Source organism: Methylibium sp. Root1272, assembly GCF_001425905.1.
GTDB lineage: Bacteria > Pseudomonadota > Gammaproteobacteria > Burkholderiales > Burkholderiaceae_C > Methylibium.
The window spans coordinates 517,734-533,772 of the sequence record NZ_LMDY01000012.1 but is presented as its reverse complement, the minus strand read 5'-3'; the positions used below and the strand labels follow the sequence as shown (position 1 = coordinate 533,772).

General features: G+C 68.4%; 12 protein-coding genes. 3 read left to right on the top strand and 9 right to left on the bottom strand.

The window, feature by feature from the left end; all coding sequences use genetic code 11:
- Nucleotides 1-8: 8 nt before the first annotated feature.
- A complete protein-coding gene (locus tag ASC67_RS08320) occupies nucleotides 9-3,014 on the bottom strand; it encodes a response regulator (protein ID WP_162245617.1) in 3,006 nt (1,001 codons plus the stop codon).
- Nucleotides 3,015-3,238: 224 nt separating this feature from the next.
- Here ASC67_RS08320 and ASC67_RS08315 point away from each other — a divergent pair, with 224 nt between their 5' ends.
- Nucleotides 3,239-4,513, top strand: a complete 1,275-nt coding sequence (locus ASC67_RS08315) for an ATP-binding protein (RefSeq protein WP_082535892.1) — start codon at nucleotides 3,239-3,241, stop codon at nucleotides 4,511-4,513.
- 29 nt (nucleotides 4,514-4,542) lie between these two features.
- On the opposite strand, the gene ASC67_RS08310 is transcribed toward ASC67_RS08315, so the two are convergent.
- The 8 genes from ASC67_RS08310 to ASC67_RS08275 all read right to left on the bottom strand — a co-directional run bounded on the left by ASC67_RS08310 (nucleotide 4,543) and on the right by ASC67_RS08275 (nucleotide 14,507).
- Nucleotides 4,543-5,139, bottom strand: a complete 597-nt coding sequence (locus tag ASC67_RS08310; protein WP_056317761.1) for a response regulator — start codon at nucleotides 5,137-5,139, stop codon at nucleotides 4,543-4,545.
- Between the two features lie 58 nt (nucleotides 5,140-5,197).
- Nucleotides 5,198-8,404, bottom strand: coding sequence for a PAS domain S-box protein (locus ASC67_RS08305; protein WP_056317759.1), 3,207 nt, complete (start codon nucleotides 8,402-8,404; stop codon nucleotides 5,198-5,200).
- A gap of 197 nt (nucleotides 8,405-8,601) precedes the next feature.
- Nucleotides 8,602-9,357, bottom strand: coding sequence for a flagellar brake protein (locus ASC67_RS08300; RefSeq protein WP_235566260.1), 756 nt, complete (start codon nucleotides 9,355-9,357; stop codon nucleotides 8,602-8,604).
- A 50-nt stretch (nucleotides 9,358-9,407) separates the two neighbouring features.
- A complete protein-coding gene (locus ASC67_RS08295) occupies nucleotides 9,408-9,707 on the bottom strand; it encodes a flagellar protein FliT (protein ID WP_056317756.1) in 300 nt (99 codons plus the stop codon).
- Between the two features lie 38 nt (nucleotides 9,708-9,745).
- Entirely contained in the window at nucleotides 9,746-10,180 is a 435-nt protein-coding gene (fliS, locus tag ASC67_RS08290; RefSeq protein WP_056317752.1) for a flagellar export chaperone FliS, read from the bottom strand.
- 130 nt (nucleotides 10,181-10,310) lie between these two features.
- Complete coding sequence (gene fliD / locus ASC67_RS08285; protein WP_056317750.1) at nucleotides 10,311-11,744, bottom strand: flagellar filament capping protein FliD; 1,434 nt, start codon at nucleotides 11,742-11,744, stop codon at nucleotides 10,311-10,313.
- Between the two features lie 121 nt (nucleotides 11,745-11,865).
- Complete coding sequence (locus ASC67_RS08280; RefSeq protein WP_056317747.1) at nucleotides 11,866-13,080, bottom strand: flagellin; 1,215 nt, start codon at nucleotides 13,078-13,080, stop codon at nucleotides 11,866-11,868.
- 212 nt (nucleotides 13,081-13,292) lie between these two features.
- Nucleotides 13,293-14,507 carry a flagellin gene (locus ASC67_RS08275; protein WP_056317743.1) on the bottom strand — a complete coding sequence of 405 codons (1,215 nt, stop codon included), beginning with the start codon at nucleotides 14,505-14,507 and terminating at the stop codon, nucleotides 13,293-13,295.
- 554 nt (nucleotides 14,508-15,061) lie between these two features.
- Here ASC67_RS08275 and flhD point away from each other — a divergent pair.
- Entirely contained in the window at nucleotides 15,062-15,385 is a 324-nt protein-coding gene (gene flhD / locus ASC67_RS08270; RefSeq protein ID WP_056317740.1) for a flagellar transcriptional regulator FlhD, read from the top strand.
- A gap of 113 nt (nucleotides 15,386-15,498) precedes the next feature.
- Nucleotides 15,499-16,035, top strand: coding sequence for a flagellar transcriptional regulator FlhC (flhC, locus tag ASC67_RS08265; protein ID WP_011830453.1), 537 nt, complete (start codon nucleotides 15,499-15,501; stop codon nucleotides 16,033-16,035).
- Nucleotides 16,036-16,039 lie beyond the last annotated feature (4 nt).

Genomic DNA, 16,039 nt, shown 5'->3' with positions numbered 1-16,039 from the left:
GATCCGGGTCAGGCGGCAGGCAGCAACAGAGCGTGCAGGCTGCCACGAACCGACGCGATCTCGGCGCGCAGCGCCGCGACGCGCGGCCCCAGGGCCTGCACCTCGTTGTTGCGAATCATGCCTTCGATGTCGGCACACAGGGAGGACAACTTGAGCGCCCCGATGCTGGCCGACGAGGATTTCAGGGTATGGGCGACATGCTTCACGCCGTCGAGGTCGCCCGCCGCATGCGCTTCGTCGAGCTGCGGCAGCAGACGTCCCGTCGACGTCTCGAACGCCTGCACGACGCGCTCCAGCAGCCGGTTCGCCCCGGTTGGATCGAGGTCACGCAGCCGCTGCAGGGCCTGGGCATCCAGTGCTCCGGCCGTCGCGACAGGGGGGCTCGCCGGGGCCACGGGGGACGCTGGCTCGACCGGAGCCGGCGTCAGCTCTCCCGCCCCGGTGTCGGGAATGTTCAGGCGTTGTGACAGCATGGTGTGCAACTGGCTTTGCCGGAAGGGTTTGGAAAGGTATTCGTCGAATCCGAGGCCGAGGAATCGCTCGCGGTCGCCCCCCAATGCATTGGCGGTCACCGCGACCACCGGCGTGGTGGGTGGCGTGCGGAAGGCAAAGCGCTCGCCAGGGCCGCGGCGGAACCAGCCGAGCGCCTCGACACCGTCCATGCCCGGCATCTGGATGTCCATCATGATCAGGTCGAAGCGCTCGGCGCACAAGGCACGCAAGCCTTCGAGCGCCGACGAGGCCAGCTGTACGCGGCAACCGAAGTGGCGCAGCATCTGCCCGATCACTTCCTGGTTCACGGGATTGTCCTCGACCACCAGGATGTGGGCCGCGATCTTGCGCGACGAGCCGCCACCGGCACCGGCGACTCCGGACACGCCGAGGATCGCCTGGCGCAGCTCGGCCTTGCGCACCGGCTTGTTGACGAAGCGCTTGAAACCCACGGCCTGCGCCCGCTTGGCGTCGTCGGGCGAGCTCATCGACGACAGCATGATCAGCTTCATGTCCGCGAAGTCCGGCTCGGTCGAGATCTGGCCGGCCAGTTGCAGGCCGTCGAGCCGCGGCATCTTCATGTCGATCAGCGCGATGTCGAAGCTGCGCGCGGCGTCGCGCTCGGCGTACAGCCGCTCCAGGGCGTGCACGCCGTCGTTCGCCACCACGACCTCCATGCCCCAGGCCCCGAGCAGGTTCTCGAGCACCGTGCGATTGGTCTCGTTGTCATCGACCACGAGCACGCGCAGCGCCGGCATGTCGTGCAGGTCGAGCATATCGACCTCGACATCGCTGGAGGCCGGCAGCAGCGGCAGCCGCACGCAGAACCGCGAGCCCACCCCCGGCTGGCTGCGGACCGTGATCGAGCCGGACATCAGTTCGACCAGCTGGCGCGAGATCGCCAGCCCCAGACCGGTGCCGCCATAGCGCCGCGCCATGCCGCTGCTGGCCTGGCTGAAGGCGATGAAGAGCCGTGACAGGGCCTCGGGGGGGATGCCGATCCCGGTGTCGCGCACGCACAGCTCGACCCACAGCCGGTCCTCGGCGGCCAGGGCGGCCTCCGCGGCGGTCGGCTCGGCACGGCGCATCTCGACGACCACCTCGCCGTGCTCGGTGAACTTGATCGCATTGGCGACCAGGTTCGTGAGCACCTGGCGCAGCCGCAGCGCATCGCCATGCAGGGCCGGCGGCAGGCCGGGCTCTTCGCGGAAGCTCAACTCCAGTCCGCGCTCCTGGGCTCGCGGCGCCAGCAGTTCCAGCACGTCCTCGACCAGGGCCCGCGGCGTGAAGTCGGCCGGCGCCAGCTCCAGCTTGCCGGCCTCGATCTTCGAAAAGTCGAGGATGTCGTTGATGATCTCGAGCAGGCTCTCGCCGGAGCGGTAGACGGCCTGCGCAAAGCGCCGCTGCCTCGAATCGAGCGACGTGCCCAGCAGCAGTTCGGTCATGCCGAGCACACCGTTCATCGGCGTGCGGATCTCGTGGCTCATCGTCGCCATGAACTGGCTCTTGGCCTGGCTCGCAGTCTCGGCCTGCAGCGCCAGCGCCTGGGCGGCGGTGGTGGCCTGCTGCAACTCGGCTGCGCTGGCCTCGATGGCGCTGCGATGCTGCCGCAGCCGGGCCTGCATGCTGTTGAAGGTGGCAGCGAGCCGGCCCAGTTCGTCGTCGGAAACGACCTCCACCGGTTGCTCGAAGTCGTCATCCGCAATGCGCAGTGCGCCCGAGCGCAATCCGTCGATCTGGCGGTTGATGCGCCGCGTCAGATAGCCGGCGACCACCAGCCCCAGGGTCAGCAATCCGCAGGCCGTCACCAGCATCAGGGCGAACAGCAACTGGGCAATCCAGCGGCTGGCCTCCCCCAGTACGGTGGAGAAAGCGTCCTCGATCGGCACGAGGCGACGATTGAGCACCTCGATCTCACCGACCAGCAGCACCGCGTGCGCTGGACTCAGGCTGCCGTTCAGCACCTGCGTGCGGATCGTGTCGCCGTAGACACGCAGCAAGGCCATCTCCTCGTCGCCGCGGGTCCAGAGCTTGATCACGCGGTCCATGTAGCTCAGGTTGCGGAAAGTCCGGAACAGCCAGATCAGGCTGTCGATGTCGTCGGGGTGGTTGCGCCCGGCCAGGAAGCCCGCATACGCCACGTCGTAGTCGAAATCGGGCTTCTCCAGTTCCAGTCGAGCCTGCCGATCCCCCAGCGTCACGGACAGCGCCGCGGCGTACTGGCGGTAATCGGCTTCCTCGTGGGTCTGTGCATAGCGCACCAAGTAGAACACCGCGTCGCGATTTCCCTTGGCCCACAGGCCGTCACCGGCCACGTAGGCGCGCACGCCGGACAGGATGTCGGAGCTGAGCTTGCTGAGGTAGACGAGGCCGACGACCACCCCGACCAGCAGGAACACGATCAGCGCGAGCTTGCGCGCCACTGCCAGGTCGCGCAAAGGCCGCAGCACCCGGCGGTCGACCGCGGCGCGCGCCTCTGTCGCGGCGCGCTCGAACTGCGAGTCGACGTGTTCGTTGCTCATCGAGCCGCCCTCGACGCAAGAACCCGCTGCGTCGATGCGGACGCCTTGCATCCGGGTCGGCCGACGGGGCGGATCGAAGAGATTCGCATGTCGGCGAGTGTGGCGCGGCCCGGTGCCGGGCGCAAAGGCGCCACCGCCCGTCCGGTCGTGTGCCGGCGTGCCGTCGCCACGCCGAAGCCCCGCCGCGGCAATCGTTCACGGATGCGACTTCTACAATCGATCACATGATTTCGATTGACGACGACCACAGGCGCACACCGTCCCGGACCGCAGAAGCCTCGAGCATCGGACTCGGTGCGTTGCTGATGCCGGTCGGCGCGCGAGCTGCCGTTGACGCCGCCGGGGGGCCGGCCTGGCATGACTTCGGTCTGTTGCTGGTCGGCGCGCTGCTGGCACTGACCGTCCTGCTCGGCCTGCTGGCCTGGCAACAGCGCCAGCGGCGAGACGCCGCTGCCCTGCGCGACGAGCGCGCCCGTGTGCGACGCCTGCTCGGCCTGATCGACGGCCCGCTGTGGCGCACCGACGCCCAGCACCGCCTGACCGCGTTGCGCGCCACGGCGCTGCCTGCCGATCATGCACTGCACGCCGGCCAGGACAGTCAGGCGTTCTGGCAGCTGTTCGACGCGGCGTCGATGCCGGGGCTGCGCCAGGCGCTCGAGTCGGAAGCCGATTTCCACGCACTCGAGGTCGGGCTCGCTGCGCCCGGCGGTGGACCGCTGCAACGCTGGCGACTGAAGGCGTGCGTGTGCCTCGACGAGTCGGGCCGCTTCGCCGGCCATGAGGGCAGCGCGACGCTTCTGCCGCCCGCCCGCCCGCTGCCGGCCACCGCGGACGAGGATGCGGCGTCGTTCGGCACCCTGGTATCGCACGACCTGCGCGCACCGATCCGGGTGGTCGAGGGCTTCACGAAAATCGTCAAGGAGGACTACGGTCGCCTGCTCGATCGCGTCGGCAACGACCACCTCGACCGCGTGCTCGGGGCCGCGGCCCGCATGAACGGCATGATCGACGCGCTGCTGGCGCTGTCGCGACTCAGTGCGCTGCCGCTGGCACGCCAGACGGTCGACCTGTCGCAGCTCGCGAGCTACGTGATCGAAGACCTGCAGCGCCAGGCGCCGGAGCGCCGCGTCGATGCCCGCATCGCGCCCGGTCTGCTGGTCACCGGCGACCCGACCCTGCTGCGGGTGGTGCTCGAGAACCTGCTCGGCAACGCCTGGAAATACAGCGCCCAGCGCCAGGTCGCCCGGATCGACCTGGGCCGCGTGGTCGAAGGTGAGCGCAGCGCGTTTTGCGTGGCCGACAACGGCGCCGGCTTCGACATGCGCTTCATCGACCGGCTGTTCGGCGTGTTCCAGCGGCTGCACAGCAGCAGCGATTTCGCCGGCACCGGGGTCGGCCTGGCCTCGGTGCGGCGCATCGTGCAACGCCATGGCGGCGAGATCTGGGCGGAAGCCGAGGTCGATCGCGGAGCCCGCTTCTACTTCACACTGTCCACCTGAAACGATCGACGCCAAGACGGCCACTCGGTTCACGGCGCCGCGGGCGCCGACAGCAGCTCGACCGCAGCCAGGATCTGCTCGCACTCGGCCTCCAGCGCCCGCCCGTGATGCGTCGCCAGCCGGCGCAGCCGCTCCAGCGCCACGGCACGCGGCAGCGAGTGCCGATGCATCACCACACCGACCGCGATGGCCACCGGATCGGACAGCGGATCGCGCAAACGCGGCGTACCGGCCTCGGCGACCGGTTCGGCCCCGCCGCGGATGCGCTTGAACGCCGCCTCGACCGCCGGCAGGATCTGCCGCATGTCGACCGGCTTGATCAGGTGGTCCAGCGCGCCAAGGGCCCGCACCTGCGCCACCGTGGCTGCGTCGGAGAAGGCCGACAGGAACATGAACGGCACGCTGCCGTGCTCGCGCAGGTAGGCGGCGACATCGAATCCGCTCTTGCCCTCCATGCGGATGTCGAGCAGCGCCAGGTCCGGTCGACGCGTTCGCGCCTCGAGGATGGCGTCGTCGCCGTTGTCGGCATCGACCACGGCGTAGCCCGCTGCGGACAAGCCGTGCGTCAGCGTCGCCAGCACCAGTCTGTCGTCATCGACGACGAGAATCTTGCCCTTGCTGCTCAAAAACGTTTCCCCTCGAAGGCCTTGACCGCGCCATGATCCGCGCCCTTGCCGATCTGGCTCATGACGGTACACCGATGTCGGACGACTGAGGCTCCAGCGACACCAGGCCCGGCGGGCGCAGGCTCACGCAGGCCAGTACTCCCCCGGCATCCGGCGCCAGACCGAAGGTGGCGCTGCGCCGCGGCAGCAGGGCCCGCACTAGCCCCAGTCCGTAAACCCCCGCGGCCACCCGGTCGAGGCTGAAGCCCTCCGGCAGTCTGCCCTCGTTGCGGATCTCGATGCGCGCTTCCTCGGCCGCACTGACGAGCCGGCACTCGACCGCGCCGCTGCCGTGCTTCAGTGCATTGCCCAGCAGTTCGTTGAGCGTCAGCGCGATCGGGATCGCCTCAGCCTCGGGCAGGGCCCATCGTGGTGCCTCGCCGTCCGGCAGCGCCACGGTGATGGTCCGGTCGCTGCCGCGCTGCAGGTTGGTCGAGATCGCGCCGACCAGGCTGGCCAGTTGCACCGGTCCCTGCGAGCCCACCTGCAGTCCATACACCTGGGCGATCGCCTGCACCTGGGCCACGGCCTCGTGGATGGCCGGCGCCACCTCGGGGCGCCGCTGCGCGATCTGCGTCAGCAGGCCGGCCACGCCCTGCAGGTTGTTCTTGATGCGGTGATGGACCTCCTTCACGAGCATCTCGCGCTGCGCGATCGCGGCCTCGAGGCGCGCCGCCTGGGCGGCGCGCTGCTCGGTCACGTCGACCGCCACCAGCAGCACCTCGTCCGGCACCTCGCCGGGCTGCCCGAGCGGCAGGTAGCGCGCCTCCCAGACCAGCGGGCGCCCTTCGTGCTCGAAACGGTACTCGCGCAGCGTCACGTCGCCCCCCTGGCCGGCCTCGAGCGCCGCCTGCAGGTCGGCACGGATCACTTCACCGCTGATCGGCAACGGCAATTCCTCCGGCCGGCGGCCGACCAGCATCTCGCTCGGCAGGCCGGCCGCGGCGGCGACCTGCGGATTGGCCTGCCGCAACTCGCCGCTGGCCGCGTCGAACAGGGCGATGGCCAGCGGCGCCAGGTCGATGACCCGCTGCAGCGAGGCCTGCGCTTGCGCACTGCGCGCCTCGGCCCGGCGGCGCCGGTCGATATCGAGCAAGGCATAGGTGAGCTGGGGTTGCTCGGCGTCGCCGGTGGCGACCACGTTGCCGACCACCCAGAAGGCGCGCCCGTCTCGTGCCTGCACGCGGCATTCGAAGCTGTTGGCTCCCGCCTCGGTGCGCAGGTCGGGCGACGCCAGCCGCGCATCGACCTGGCGGAACGGGTGCTGGGGATCGCTGGTCGCCACGCAGCACAAGGGGAAGTGCTGGAAGTCGGCCAGGTCACCGCCGAACATCCGGCGCGCCGAACGGTTCATCCACTCGATGCCGCCCTGCCCCACGGTGACGATGCCGACGAACACCGAGTCGAGGATGGCCCGGGTGAGTTCGGCCTGCTGCGCCATCGCCGACTCCGTGCGCTCGCGCTCGTCGGCGAGGCGCTCCAACTGAGCCTGCTGCCGCTTCAGGCGGGTGATGTCCGACAGCACCGCCACCACCTCGGCGTCGGGGCCGGGAGCGCCGATCCGGCGTGCCGCCAGCGACACCCAGTGCGGCTCGTGCTGCGGCAGCAGGATCTCGATCTCCGTCTCGTAGACGCCGGACTCCAGCAACGCCAGCTCGGCGTCTTCCACCGCGAGTCGCGCCTGCGGCTGCCCGGCGAACAGCTCGCGCACGCTGCACCCGGCCACGGCGCCGGAAGTGGTGCCGAGCATCCGCTCGAAGCTGCGATTGCAGCGCACCAGCGTGTTGCCGCGCAGGTAGGCGATGCCGGCACTCGAGCTCTCGAGGATGCTGCTCAGCTCGCGCAGCAGTTCCTCGCTGCGCGTGCGGCTGTGTTCCTGTTCCGTGACATCGAGCGTGACCACCGAGGGGTCGCCATCGCCGTCCGGCCGTGGCGACACGCGCGTGAGCAGCCAGCGCATGCCCAGCTCGGGATGGCGGATCGCATAGCGCGCCTGGGCAGCTTCGCCGGCGCGCAACGCGCGCTGCAGCCGCTCGAACTCGGGCAGCGAATCGGACAGCACCAGATCGCGGCTGACGCTCTGCAACGCCACGCCGACGCCGGCCGCGTCGACCAGCGCCCCGAGCTGGGCCTGCGCCAGATCGAGCGCCTGCTCGGCGCTGAGGTCCTCGATCACCGCGATATAGCGCGGTTCGCTGCCGGCCACGGCGTCGGTGCAGCGCACCCGTGCGCGCAGGTGGCGCGGGGAGCGCGAACGCGCGCCCGGCAGGGCCGCCACCCAGCCGCGCCGCTCGGCGGCCTCGCCACCCGGCTGCAGCGCGCCGAGGCTGCGCGGTCCATGCCAGCCCAGGAGATCGTTCAGCCCGGGGGGCGCCTCGCTCAGCAGCACCGGCACCCGACCGACCAGGGCCTCGAAGACGGCGTTGCTGCGCAACACGAGGCCGGCACCGTCGAAGGCCAGCATGCCGACCGGGCTGAGCTCGAACCACTGATCGAGCTCGCTGAGCGAACGCTCGGCCCGCTCTCGGGCTGCCCGCTCGGCGGTGCAGTCCTGCATCACCGTCAGGCACAGCACGCGGCCCTCGGTGTCCGTGACCTGGCGCCGCGCCCCGCGGAACCAGCGATCACGCCCCTGGGCGTCGACCAGGCGGCGCTCCATCAGCGCCGGCAGTTCAGCGCCTTCCGGCGGGTCGCGCGTGGATTCCCAGAGAAGATGGTCCTCGATCGGCACCAGCGTCAGTGTGTCCATGCCGACGAGGCGGTTGCGCGACCAGCCGGTGTAATCGACGAAGGCCTGGTTGACGTCGACGAGACGGAAACTCCCGTCCTCCAGCGTGGCCGGAAACGGCGAGTGCCAGTACAAACGACGCACCTCGGTGAGCGGTTCCGCCGCAGCCTGCGTTGCAGCCGCCACGCGCTCGCGCCGGGCGGGCGCCGGCAAGCGCAGGGCCCAGCGCTGGGCGCTGAGCTGGCTGAGCGCAGCGTCGGGAAAACTGCTCAACAGCTCGTCCGCCCGTCCTTCGAGCACATCGAGCACCCAGGACACCAGACCGCCGTCGATCACCGGCGGCAGGTCTTCCAGCGGCATGCCCGGCTCGAACGGGAACAGCCGCAAGGCGGCCGTGTTGGCGAACCGGACGCGCGCCTGCGCGTCGAGCATCAGCAGGGGGTCGATCAGTGTGTCGAGAAAGCCGTGCCACAGAACCACGGCGTCGGCTGCGCTCACCGGTGGCGGCTGGGCAGGAAGGGCAGCGGGAGTGACCAAAGGCACGGGCTCGGACAACGACTGCTCGGACAGGCAAGGGGCCTGGCACAACTGTCACGGAGTGTAAGGTCAAGCAGGCGCACGAGCGGGCTGTCTCGACTGTGGAAAACACTGCCGCCGGCGGCCCCGACCCAGGGGTCGGTGGGCCTGCCAGACCGTCACAAGGACAGCAGGCGCCGCCGCTTCTGGGTCTGGTCGATGTAGCGCTGCAGCGCGCGCTCGCCCTCGCCGCCGAGATTCAGCATCTCGCAGCCCAGCCGCGCACCGCGCGACTCGTGGTGCAGCAGCGTCACGTGATGGACGACCAGGCCGCTCTGCAGGCGGGTGTCGCCGTCCAGGTCGACCTGAACCCGGGCGATCTGCACGCCCGGTTCGATCGGGGGGACGTCGTCCGGCAGGAACAGCGCGACGCCACCGATGCTCACGTCGAGCACCCGCAGGCTCAGCTGCATGTCGGGCAGCGCCGGATGGCGCAGCGTGGCGGTCGGACTGGTGTTGAGCAGCGGACGCACGCGGTAGCTGCCACGTCGCTGGAAGCGGTAGAGCTCGCGCGGGAAGCGCGCATTGAGTGCGCTGGCGCGTCCGCTGTGCACCAGCACCAGGTCGTGCAGGTCGAACTGCAGCTTGACGCTGTCGAGGTAGCCTACAGCGACCACCTCTTCGCTTTCCAGCAGGCGCTGGAGCTTGATGTCGCCCCCGTCGGCGCTCAGGCACAGCAGCCCTCGCGCCGGGTCCAGCGCCCACACGGTGGTGGTGTACGCGGCGCCCTCGGGGGAGCTGAGGCTCAACAGCACGTTGCCGTCGGCGCATTGCTTGAGCAGGCTCAGCACCTCGGCCGGCGAGCTCACCCTGAACTCGCCCAGGCCATGGGGCGAACCGCTCATGGCCTCCAGCGGCATCGGCAGCGTTTCCATCGCTCGGTTCTCTCGGCAGCGGTCTGAAGGCGGTCGGGGTTCGGGATCGATCAGTGCAGCATCTTCGGCCGGCCGGCCAGAAGCTGATCGAGATCCTCGAGCCAGGGCTCGGCCAGGGTACGCACCTCGGCGTCGTTGACGAGGATGCGCTTCATGATGCGGGTCTTGAGCTGGCGCTCGTCCGCGCCGAGCTCACGGGTCGCCGCAGCCTGCTTGAGCTGATTGATCAGCACCGCACAGGCTCCTTCGAGCTTGACGACCTGGTCCCAGTTGCCGCCGCGCGCCGCCTCGAGCATCTGCTCACTGGCGCGTTCGATGGCTTCGTAGTAATTCAGCAATGGCGTATTCATCGAAAAACATCCTTGTCGATGGACCGTCGTCGGAACATTCAGCGAACCGCCTGCGTGTCGCTCTGGGCGCGAATCGTCGACCACGCGTCGCGCAGCGGCTCGATCAGGCTCACGCACTCGGCCAGCGCGGCGTCGTCGTTGCGCAGGTTGGCCTGCATCAGTCGCGTGGTGACATAGCTGTAGAGCGACGAAAGCTGATCGCTCAAGGCACCGCCGGCCGGGCTCAGCCCGCCCTTGAGGCCTTCTTCGACGATGCGGACCGCCCGGCTCAGTTCGTGCGCCTTGCGCTCGATCTGGCCATCGCGCAGCGCGCCGCGCGCACGGGCCACGGCGTCGAGCAGACCGGTGAACAGCATCGCGACCAGTTGGTGCGGTGATGCACCGCCGATGCCGGTCTCGACACCGACCAGGTTGTAGGCCTGGCTGGAAGCGTGGTGGCGTGAGGGCGAGAACGGGCTGCTCTGGGCAAACATGACTGAAGGTCCGGCATTCGAGTGGGGCTGAGTGTTTATCGGCCGCTGTGCGCTCGTCCTTGAGCGCCCCACATTCGAAAATTGCCCCGCGTTTCAACCGATCCCGCGAACGCGCGGGCCGGGGCCGGAATCAGTCGTCGCTCTTGTTGTAGAGGTTGGACAGGCCGGCCAGCTGCTGCGTCATGTAGGTCGACAGGGCCGAGAACTTGGCCATCTGGGTGTCCAGCGCCGTGTACTGCTGGGTCAGGCGGGTCTGCATGCGGTCGGCACGGTCGTTGACCTTCTCCTGGTCGTCCTGGTTGCGATCCAGGCGGGCCTTGAGCCCCGCGTTGCGGCTGGCGATCACGCCGTCGGTGCCGGTCGACATGTCGGCGAGCTTCTGGAAGCGCACGCCCAGTCCGGTCGTGGCAGGGTTGGCGGTGTCGTTGGTCGTGAACAGCTTGGACAGCTCGGCCGGCTTCGCGAGCGCCGCGTCGAGCTTGGCGTTGTCGAGCACGATCGAGCCATCGCGCTGCACGTTGAAGCCGATGTCCGACAGTCGCGCGAGCTCGCTCGATGCGGCGCTGTCCTGCCGCAGCATCGCGCGGAACTGGTTGCGCAGACCCACCGCGGCGCTGTCGCCTTGCAAGGTGCCGCCGATCTTGTTTTCCTCGTCGTACTTGGTCTGCGTCGCGAGGTAGGTGTTGAGCGCGTTGTAGGCGTCGGAGAACTTCTTGATCGCGTCGCGCATCGACCCGGTGTTGCTCGAGACATTGACGGTGACCGGTGCAGTCGTGACCTTCACGAGATCGAGCGTCACGCCATCGAGCGTGCCCGTCAGGCGGTTCGTGGGCGACTCGATCGGCAGGCCGTTGATCGACGCGAGGGCGTTGACCGCGGCCTGCGTCTGCGTCATCGGGTTGGCGCCACTGGCCGGGTCGTAGGCCAGGCCCGTCAGCGCGCCGGTGGCGTCGCTGACAGCGATGCGCAGCGTACTGTCCAGTCCGGTCGTGGCGCTGGTCAGCGTGAGGCGGGCGCCGTTCGCGTCACGCACGATCGCCGCCGAGACGCCGGCGTTCGCGGCATTGATCTGCGTCTTGACCTGCTCGAGCGTCGTACCTTCTGCGAACTCGAGCTCGAGCGTCGTCGATCCGGTCTTCGGGGTGAACGCCGGGTCGTTTGCGACGTTGTAGCCTCCGAGTTCGATCGTCATCTTGCCGGCGCCGACCACGTCCGTCGGCGCGGTGAACACGGCCGAGGCCAGGCTCTGCGCCCGCGCGATCTGGGAGACGCTGACGGAGTAGCTGCCGATGGCGGCGCCTGCAGTGGCGGTCGCGGCCACCGAAGTGGCATCACTGGTTCCCGCCGACGCCGCCTGCCACACCGTGGGCTTGGCGAGCGCTTTCGCGGCATCGCCCACGGCGGAGACCAGACTTTGCAGTTGCCCATAGGCCGAAACCTGGGTCTGCATGAACGTCGCCGCAGTCTGCATCTTCTCCAACGGCTTGCGCTCCAGCGCCACGAGCTGCGAAACGATGCTGCTGACGTCGAGGCCGCTGCCGAGACCGGGGGAAGAAATGGCCATGCTGAATCCGGACGGAGTGATGAGTGCCTATCGGCGCCACGACAGAAAACTGAAGCCGCGGGTCCGGCACCGTCAGGTACCGGACAGCCGCGGCTCTCCGAAGCAGGTCGCCGGGGACGGCTTACTTGAGCAGCGACAGCACCTGCTGCGGCAACTGGTTGGCCTGCGCGACCATCGCGGTGCCGGCCTGCTGCAGGATCTGCGCCCGCGAGAGGTTCGCCGTTTCCATCGCGAAGTCGGCATCCATGATGCGGCCGCGCGCGGCCGACAGGTTCTCGGCCTGGATCTGGATGTTCGACACCGCGTTCTCGAAGCGGCTCTGCAGCGCGCCGAGCGTGCCGCGCGCGCCGTTGATCTGATCGAGAGCGCTGTCGATCTTCTTGATCGACACCCAGGTCGCGGAATCGGTCTCGATGTTCAGGTCGCTCAGGCCGATGTCGTCGGCGACTTCGGCGATCGCGTCGCCCTCGTCCAGGCCCGTCGTCGCCGTGGTGAAGCCGGTGAATTCCACCGCCAGCGCGGCGCCCGCGGCATCCAGCTTCGAGCCCTTGACGTCGAGCTTGTAGGTGCCGTCGTCGTTCTTCACCAGGTAGGCGGACACGCCGGTGTCGGTGGTCTTGCGGTTGATCGCCTCTGCGATCTGGCCCATGCGTTCCGTTTCGGTGCTGGCCTCGGCGATCGGGCCGACTTCGACGATCTGCTCGTTCGCGCCGCCGCCGTCGATCGTGATCTGCAGGTCGCCGTCAGCGATCGCGGCCAGGTCCGTGATGGTCGTACCGTCGAGCGTCAGGTCGGCGCTCGCGCCCTCGGCGTAGGTGATCTTCGAGAGCACGGCCGCGGTGGCGTTGGTGAGGCTGCCAACGGTGATCGCGTCGCCGGAATTGGCACCGACCTGGAAGGTCGCGGCGGTGAAGGAGCCGTCGAGCAGCTTCTTGCCGTTGAAGCTGGTCTGCTTGGCCACGCGGTCGATCTCGTCGCGCAGCTGGTTGACTTCAGCCTGCAGGGCCTTGCGGTCGTCGGCGCTGTTGGTGGCGTTGGCCGATTGGACGGCCAGTTCGCGCATCCGCTGCAGCATGTCGCCGAGCTTGCCCAGTGCGCCTTCGGCGGTCTGGGCCAGCGAGATGCCGTCGTTGGCGTTGCGCGCCGCGACATTGAGGCCGCGAACCTGGGTGTTCATGCGCTCGGCGATCGCCAGGCCGGCGGCATCGTCCTTCGCGCTGTTGACGCGCAGACCCGACGAGAGCCGCTGCATCGAGGTGGCCAGCGAGGACTGACTGGTGTTCAGGTTTCGCTGGGCATTCAGCGAGATGACGTTCGTGTTGATGGTCTGGGCCATGGAAATGCTCCTTGAAGAATCGAGGATCTCCGGCCCGAAGCCGGCTTACCTGTTCGGTGTAGCCATTCTTGGTGACCCGGGGGGGTGACGATGGATCGAAAAGAGGCCGACTTCCGGCGCATTTCGACGCTGAAATGGAAAAGGCCCCGTCCTGGCGGACGGGGCCCGAGGGTCCCGGCAAGGGCGGCCCGGAGGCAGCCGCGGGGAGCCGATCAGCGCAGCAGCGACAGCACTTGCTGCGGCAGCTGGTTGGCCTGGGCGACCATCGCGGTGCCGGCCTGCTGCAGGATCTGCGAGCGCGACAGGTTGGCCGTTTCCGACGCGAAGTCGGCGTCCATGATCCGGCCACGCGAAGCCGCGGTGTTCTCGGCCTGGATCTGGATGTTCGACACCGCATTCTCGAAGCGGCTCTGGATCGCGCCGAGCGTACCGCGAGCGCTGTTGACCTGGTCCAGCGCGCTGTCGATCTTCTTGATCGACACCCACACGTCCGACTCGGTCTCGATGCTCAGGGCTTCGATGCCGACGGCGTCGGTCACTTCGGCCGGCACGTCGCCTTCGTCGAGACCGGTCGTGGTCGTGGCGAAGCCGGTGAACTCGACCGCCAGCGCCGCACCGTCGGCATCCAGGCGCGACGCCTTGATGTCGAGCTTGTAGGTGCCGTCGTCGTTGGCCACCAGATAGGCCGACACGCCGGTGTCGCTGGTCTTGCGGTTGATGGCTTCGGCCACCTGACCCAGACGCTCGAGGCCCGAGCTCGCTTCGGCGATCGCGCCCACTTCGACGACCAGTTCGTTGGCACCGCCGTCATCGATGGTGATCTGCAGGTCGCCGTCGTCGATCGCGTCCAGCGTGGTGATGTCGGCGTCGTCCTTCGCCAGGTCGGCGCTGGAGATTTCGGCGTAGGTGATCTTCGACAGGTTGCTGGCCGACGCGTTCGTCAGGCTGCCGACCGTGATGTTGTCGCCGGCGCCGGCGCCGACCTGGAAGGCCGCCGCGGTGAAGGAGCCGTCGAGCAGCTTGCGGCCGTTGAAGCTGGTGTTCTTCGCCACGCGGTCGATTTCGTCGCGCAGCTGCGTGACTTCGGCCTGCAGGGCCTTGCGGTCGTCGGCGCTGTTGGTGGCATTGCCCGACTGGACAGCCAGTTCACGCATGCGTTGCAGCATGTCGCCCACCTTGCCCAGCGCGCCTTCGGCGGTCTGCGCCAGCGAGATGCCGTCGTTGGCATTGCGCGCCGCGACGTTGAGGCCGCGGACCGACGCGTTCATGCGCTCGGCGATCGCCAGGCCGGCGGCGTCGTCCTTCGCGCTGTTGACGCGCAGGCCGGAAGACAGGCGCTGCATGGACGTCGCCAGCGAAGACTGCGAGGTACCGAGGTTGCGTTGCGCATTGAGCGAAACGATGTTGGTGTTGACTGACATTGCCATGATCTGAATCTCCTGAACGGTTGAAATGACTCTCCGGCAGCGCCGGCATTGCCTCGGTTGTTCGGCCCTGGAGCCTCACCACCGTGAACTAACCCTCGATCTCCAACAGCGGGTTTCGAGGGCCTGCTGCGCCCGGCGTACGTCATCCTCAGATCTCGTGGGAGGGGCGTAATGGTTGTGCCCTCTACGAAACATCGGTCGCCTACTCCGGACCCCGGAACCGATCGCTTGGTCCCGTTGTGGGGGTTATCGGAGCCCGTCCTGGCAACTTGAGGGCTGCGAGTTTCCTGTCAGCCCGGCCGGGAAGAGCACTTTCCTCCTCACCACGGCTGTCTTCGGCATCTCCCGTCGGCACTTGAGCGGCTGTGGCGACCCGCTGCCTACTGGGGCGTGTAGGAAGTTGCCTGACACGGGCGGTCGAAGAAGCGAGACCCGAACCACAGAACTGGGCTGATGTTCCTGTGCATCTCCGATCTTCACAATCCATTTCACGCTGAAACGAACACCCGCTGCACCAGCGAAAGACGACCGGCAACCGCACAAGGAGCACCCTGATGAACACCGAACAGATCCTGATCGAGATTCGCGAAGCCAATCTGTCCTACCTGATGCTGGCGCAGAGCCTGATCCGCGCCGACCGTGACCAGGCGCTGTTCCGCCTCGGCATCTCGGAAGAGACCGCCGACCTGATCGGGCTGCTGAGCCCGGCGCAGATGATGAAGATCGCCTCCGGCAACACGCTGCTGTGCCGCATGCGTGTCGACGACGACATGGTGTGGGGTCTGCTGACCAACCATGGCAAGGGCGCCGCCAACGACAGCGTCAGCCGCCTGCACGCCAACATCCTGATGGCCGGCCGCCATCAGGAAGCCGCATAACTGACAGCCCCCGGCGCGGTGTACCGCGCCACCCCCCGAGGGGGAGCCGAGCCGGCTGGGGAGCGGCCCGGCGCTCGGCTCGGCCCGCCTTGAATCAGATTGAAAGTCCAGCCATGCGCAACAAGAGCATCCTCACCGAAGCCAAGCAGATCGAACGTGCCGTCACGCTGATCCAGCTCGGTGCCCGCCTGCAGGTGCTGGAGTCGGAGACCGACCTGTCCTACGAGCGCCTGCTGCGCCTGTACAAGGAAGTGGCGGGCAAGTCGCCGAGCAAGGGCCAGCTGCCTTTCTCCACCGACTGGTTCATGACCTGGCAGCCCAACATCCATGCCAGCCTGTTCCTGAACATCCATGAGTACCTGAACAAGGTCGCGGCGCTCGACGAGATCGACACCGTGATCAAGGCCTACCGCCTCTACCTCGAGCAGACCGAAGCCCAGGGCCTGGAAGCGCTGCTGTCCGTCACCCGCGCCTGGCGCCTGGTGAAGTTCGTCGACAACGGCATGCTGACCATGACCGAATGCTCCAAGTGTGGTGGCCACTTCGTCACCCACCCGCATGAGATCGGCAAGCACTTCACCTGCGGCCTGTGCAATCCGCCCGCGCGCGCCGGCAAGGGCAAGGCCGCCGGCGCCCTGCAACTGCACTGATCCT

What these genes read in the sequence shown, in the direction of transcription:
- ASC67_RS08320 (WP_162245617.1), bottom strand. Translation starts at nt 3,014, where the DNA reads ATGAGCAACGAACACGTCGACTCGCAGTTCGAGCGCGCCGCGACAGAG.
- ASC67_RS08315 (WP_082535892.1), top strand. Translation starts at nt 3,239, where the DNA reads ATGATTTCGATTGACGACGACCACAGGCGCACACCGTCCCGGACCGCA.
- ASC67_RS08300 (WP_235566260.1), bottom strand. Translation starts at nt 9,357, where the DNA reads ATGGAAACGCTGCCGATGCCGCTGGAGGCCATGAGCGGTTCGCCCCAT.
- ASC67_RS08295 (WP_056317756.1), bottom strand. Translation starts at nt 9,707, where the DNA reads ATGAATACGCCATTGCTGAATTACTACGAAGCCATCGAACGCGCCAGT.
- fliS (WP_056317752.1), bottom strand. Translation starts at nt 10,180, where the DNA reads ATGTTTGCCCAGAGCAGCCCGTTCTCGCCCTCACGCCACCACGCTTCC.
- fliD (WP_056317750.1), bottom strand. Translation starts at nt 11,744, where the DNA reads ATGGCCATTTCTTCCCCCGGTCTCGGCAGCGGCCTCGACGTCAGCAGC.
- ASC67_RS08280 (WP_056317747.1), bottom strand. Translation starts at nt 13,080, where the DNA reads ATGGCCCAGACCATCAACACGAACGTCATCTCGCTGAATGCCCAGCGA.
- ASC67_RS08275 (WP_056317743.1), bottom strand. Translation starts at nt 14,507, where the DNA reads ATGGCAATGTCAGTCAACACCAACATCGTTTCGCTCAATGCGCAACGC.
- flhD (WP_056317740.1), top strand. Translation starts at nt 15,062, where the DNA reads ATGAACACCGAACAGATCCTGATCGAGATTCGCGAAGCCAATCTGTCC.
- flhC (WP_011830453.1), top strand. Translation starts at nt 15,499, where the DNA reads ATGCGCAACAAGAGCATCCTCACCGAAGCCAAGCAGATCGAACGTGCC.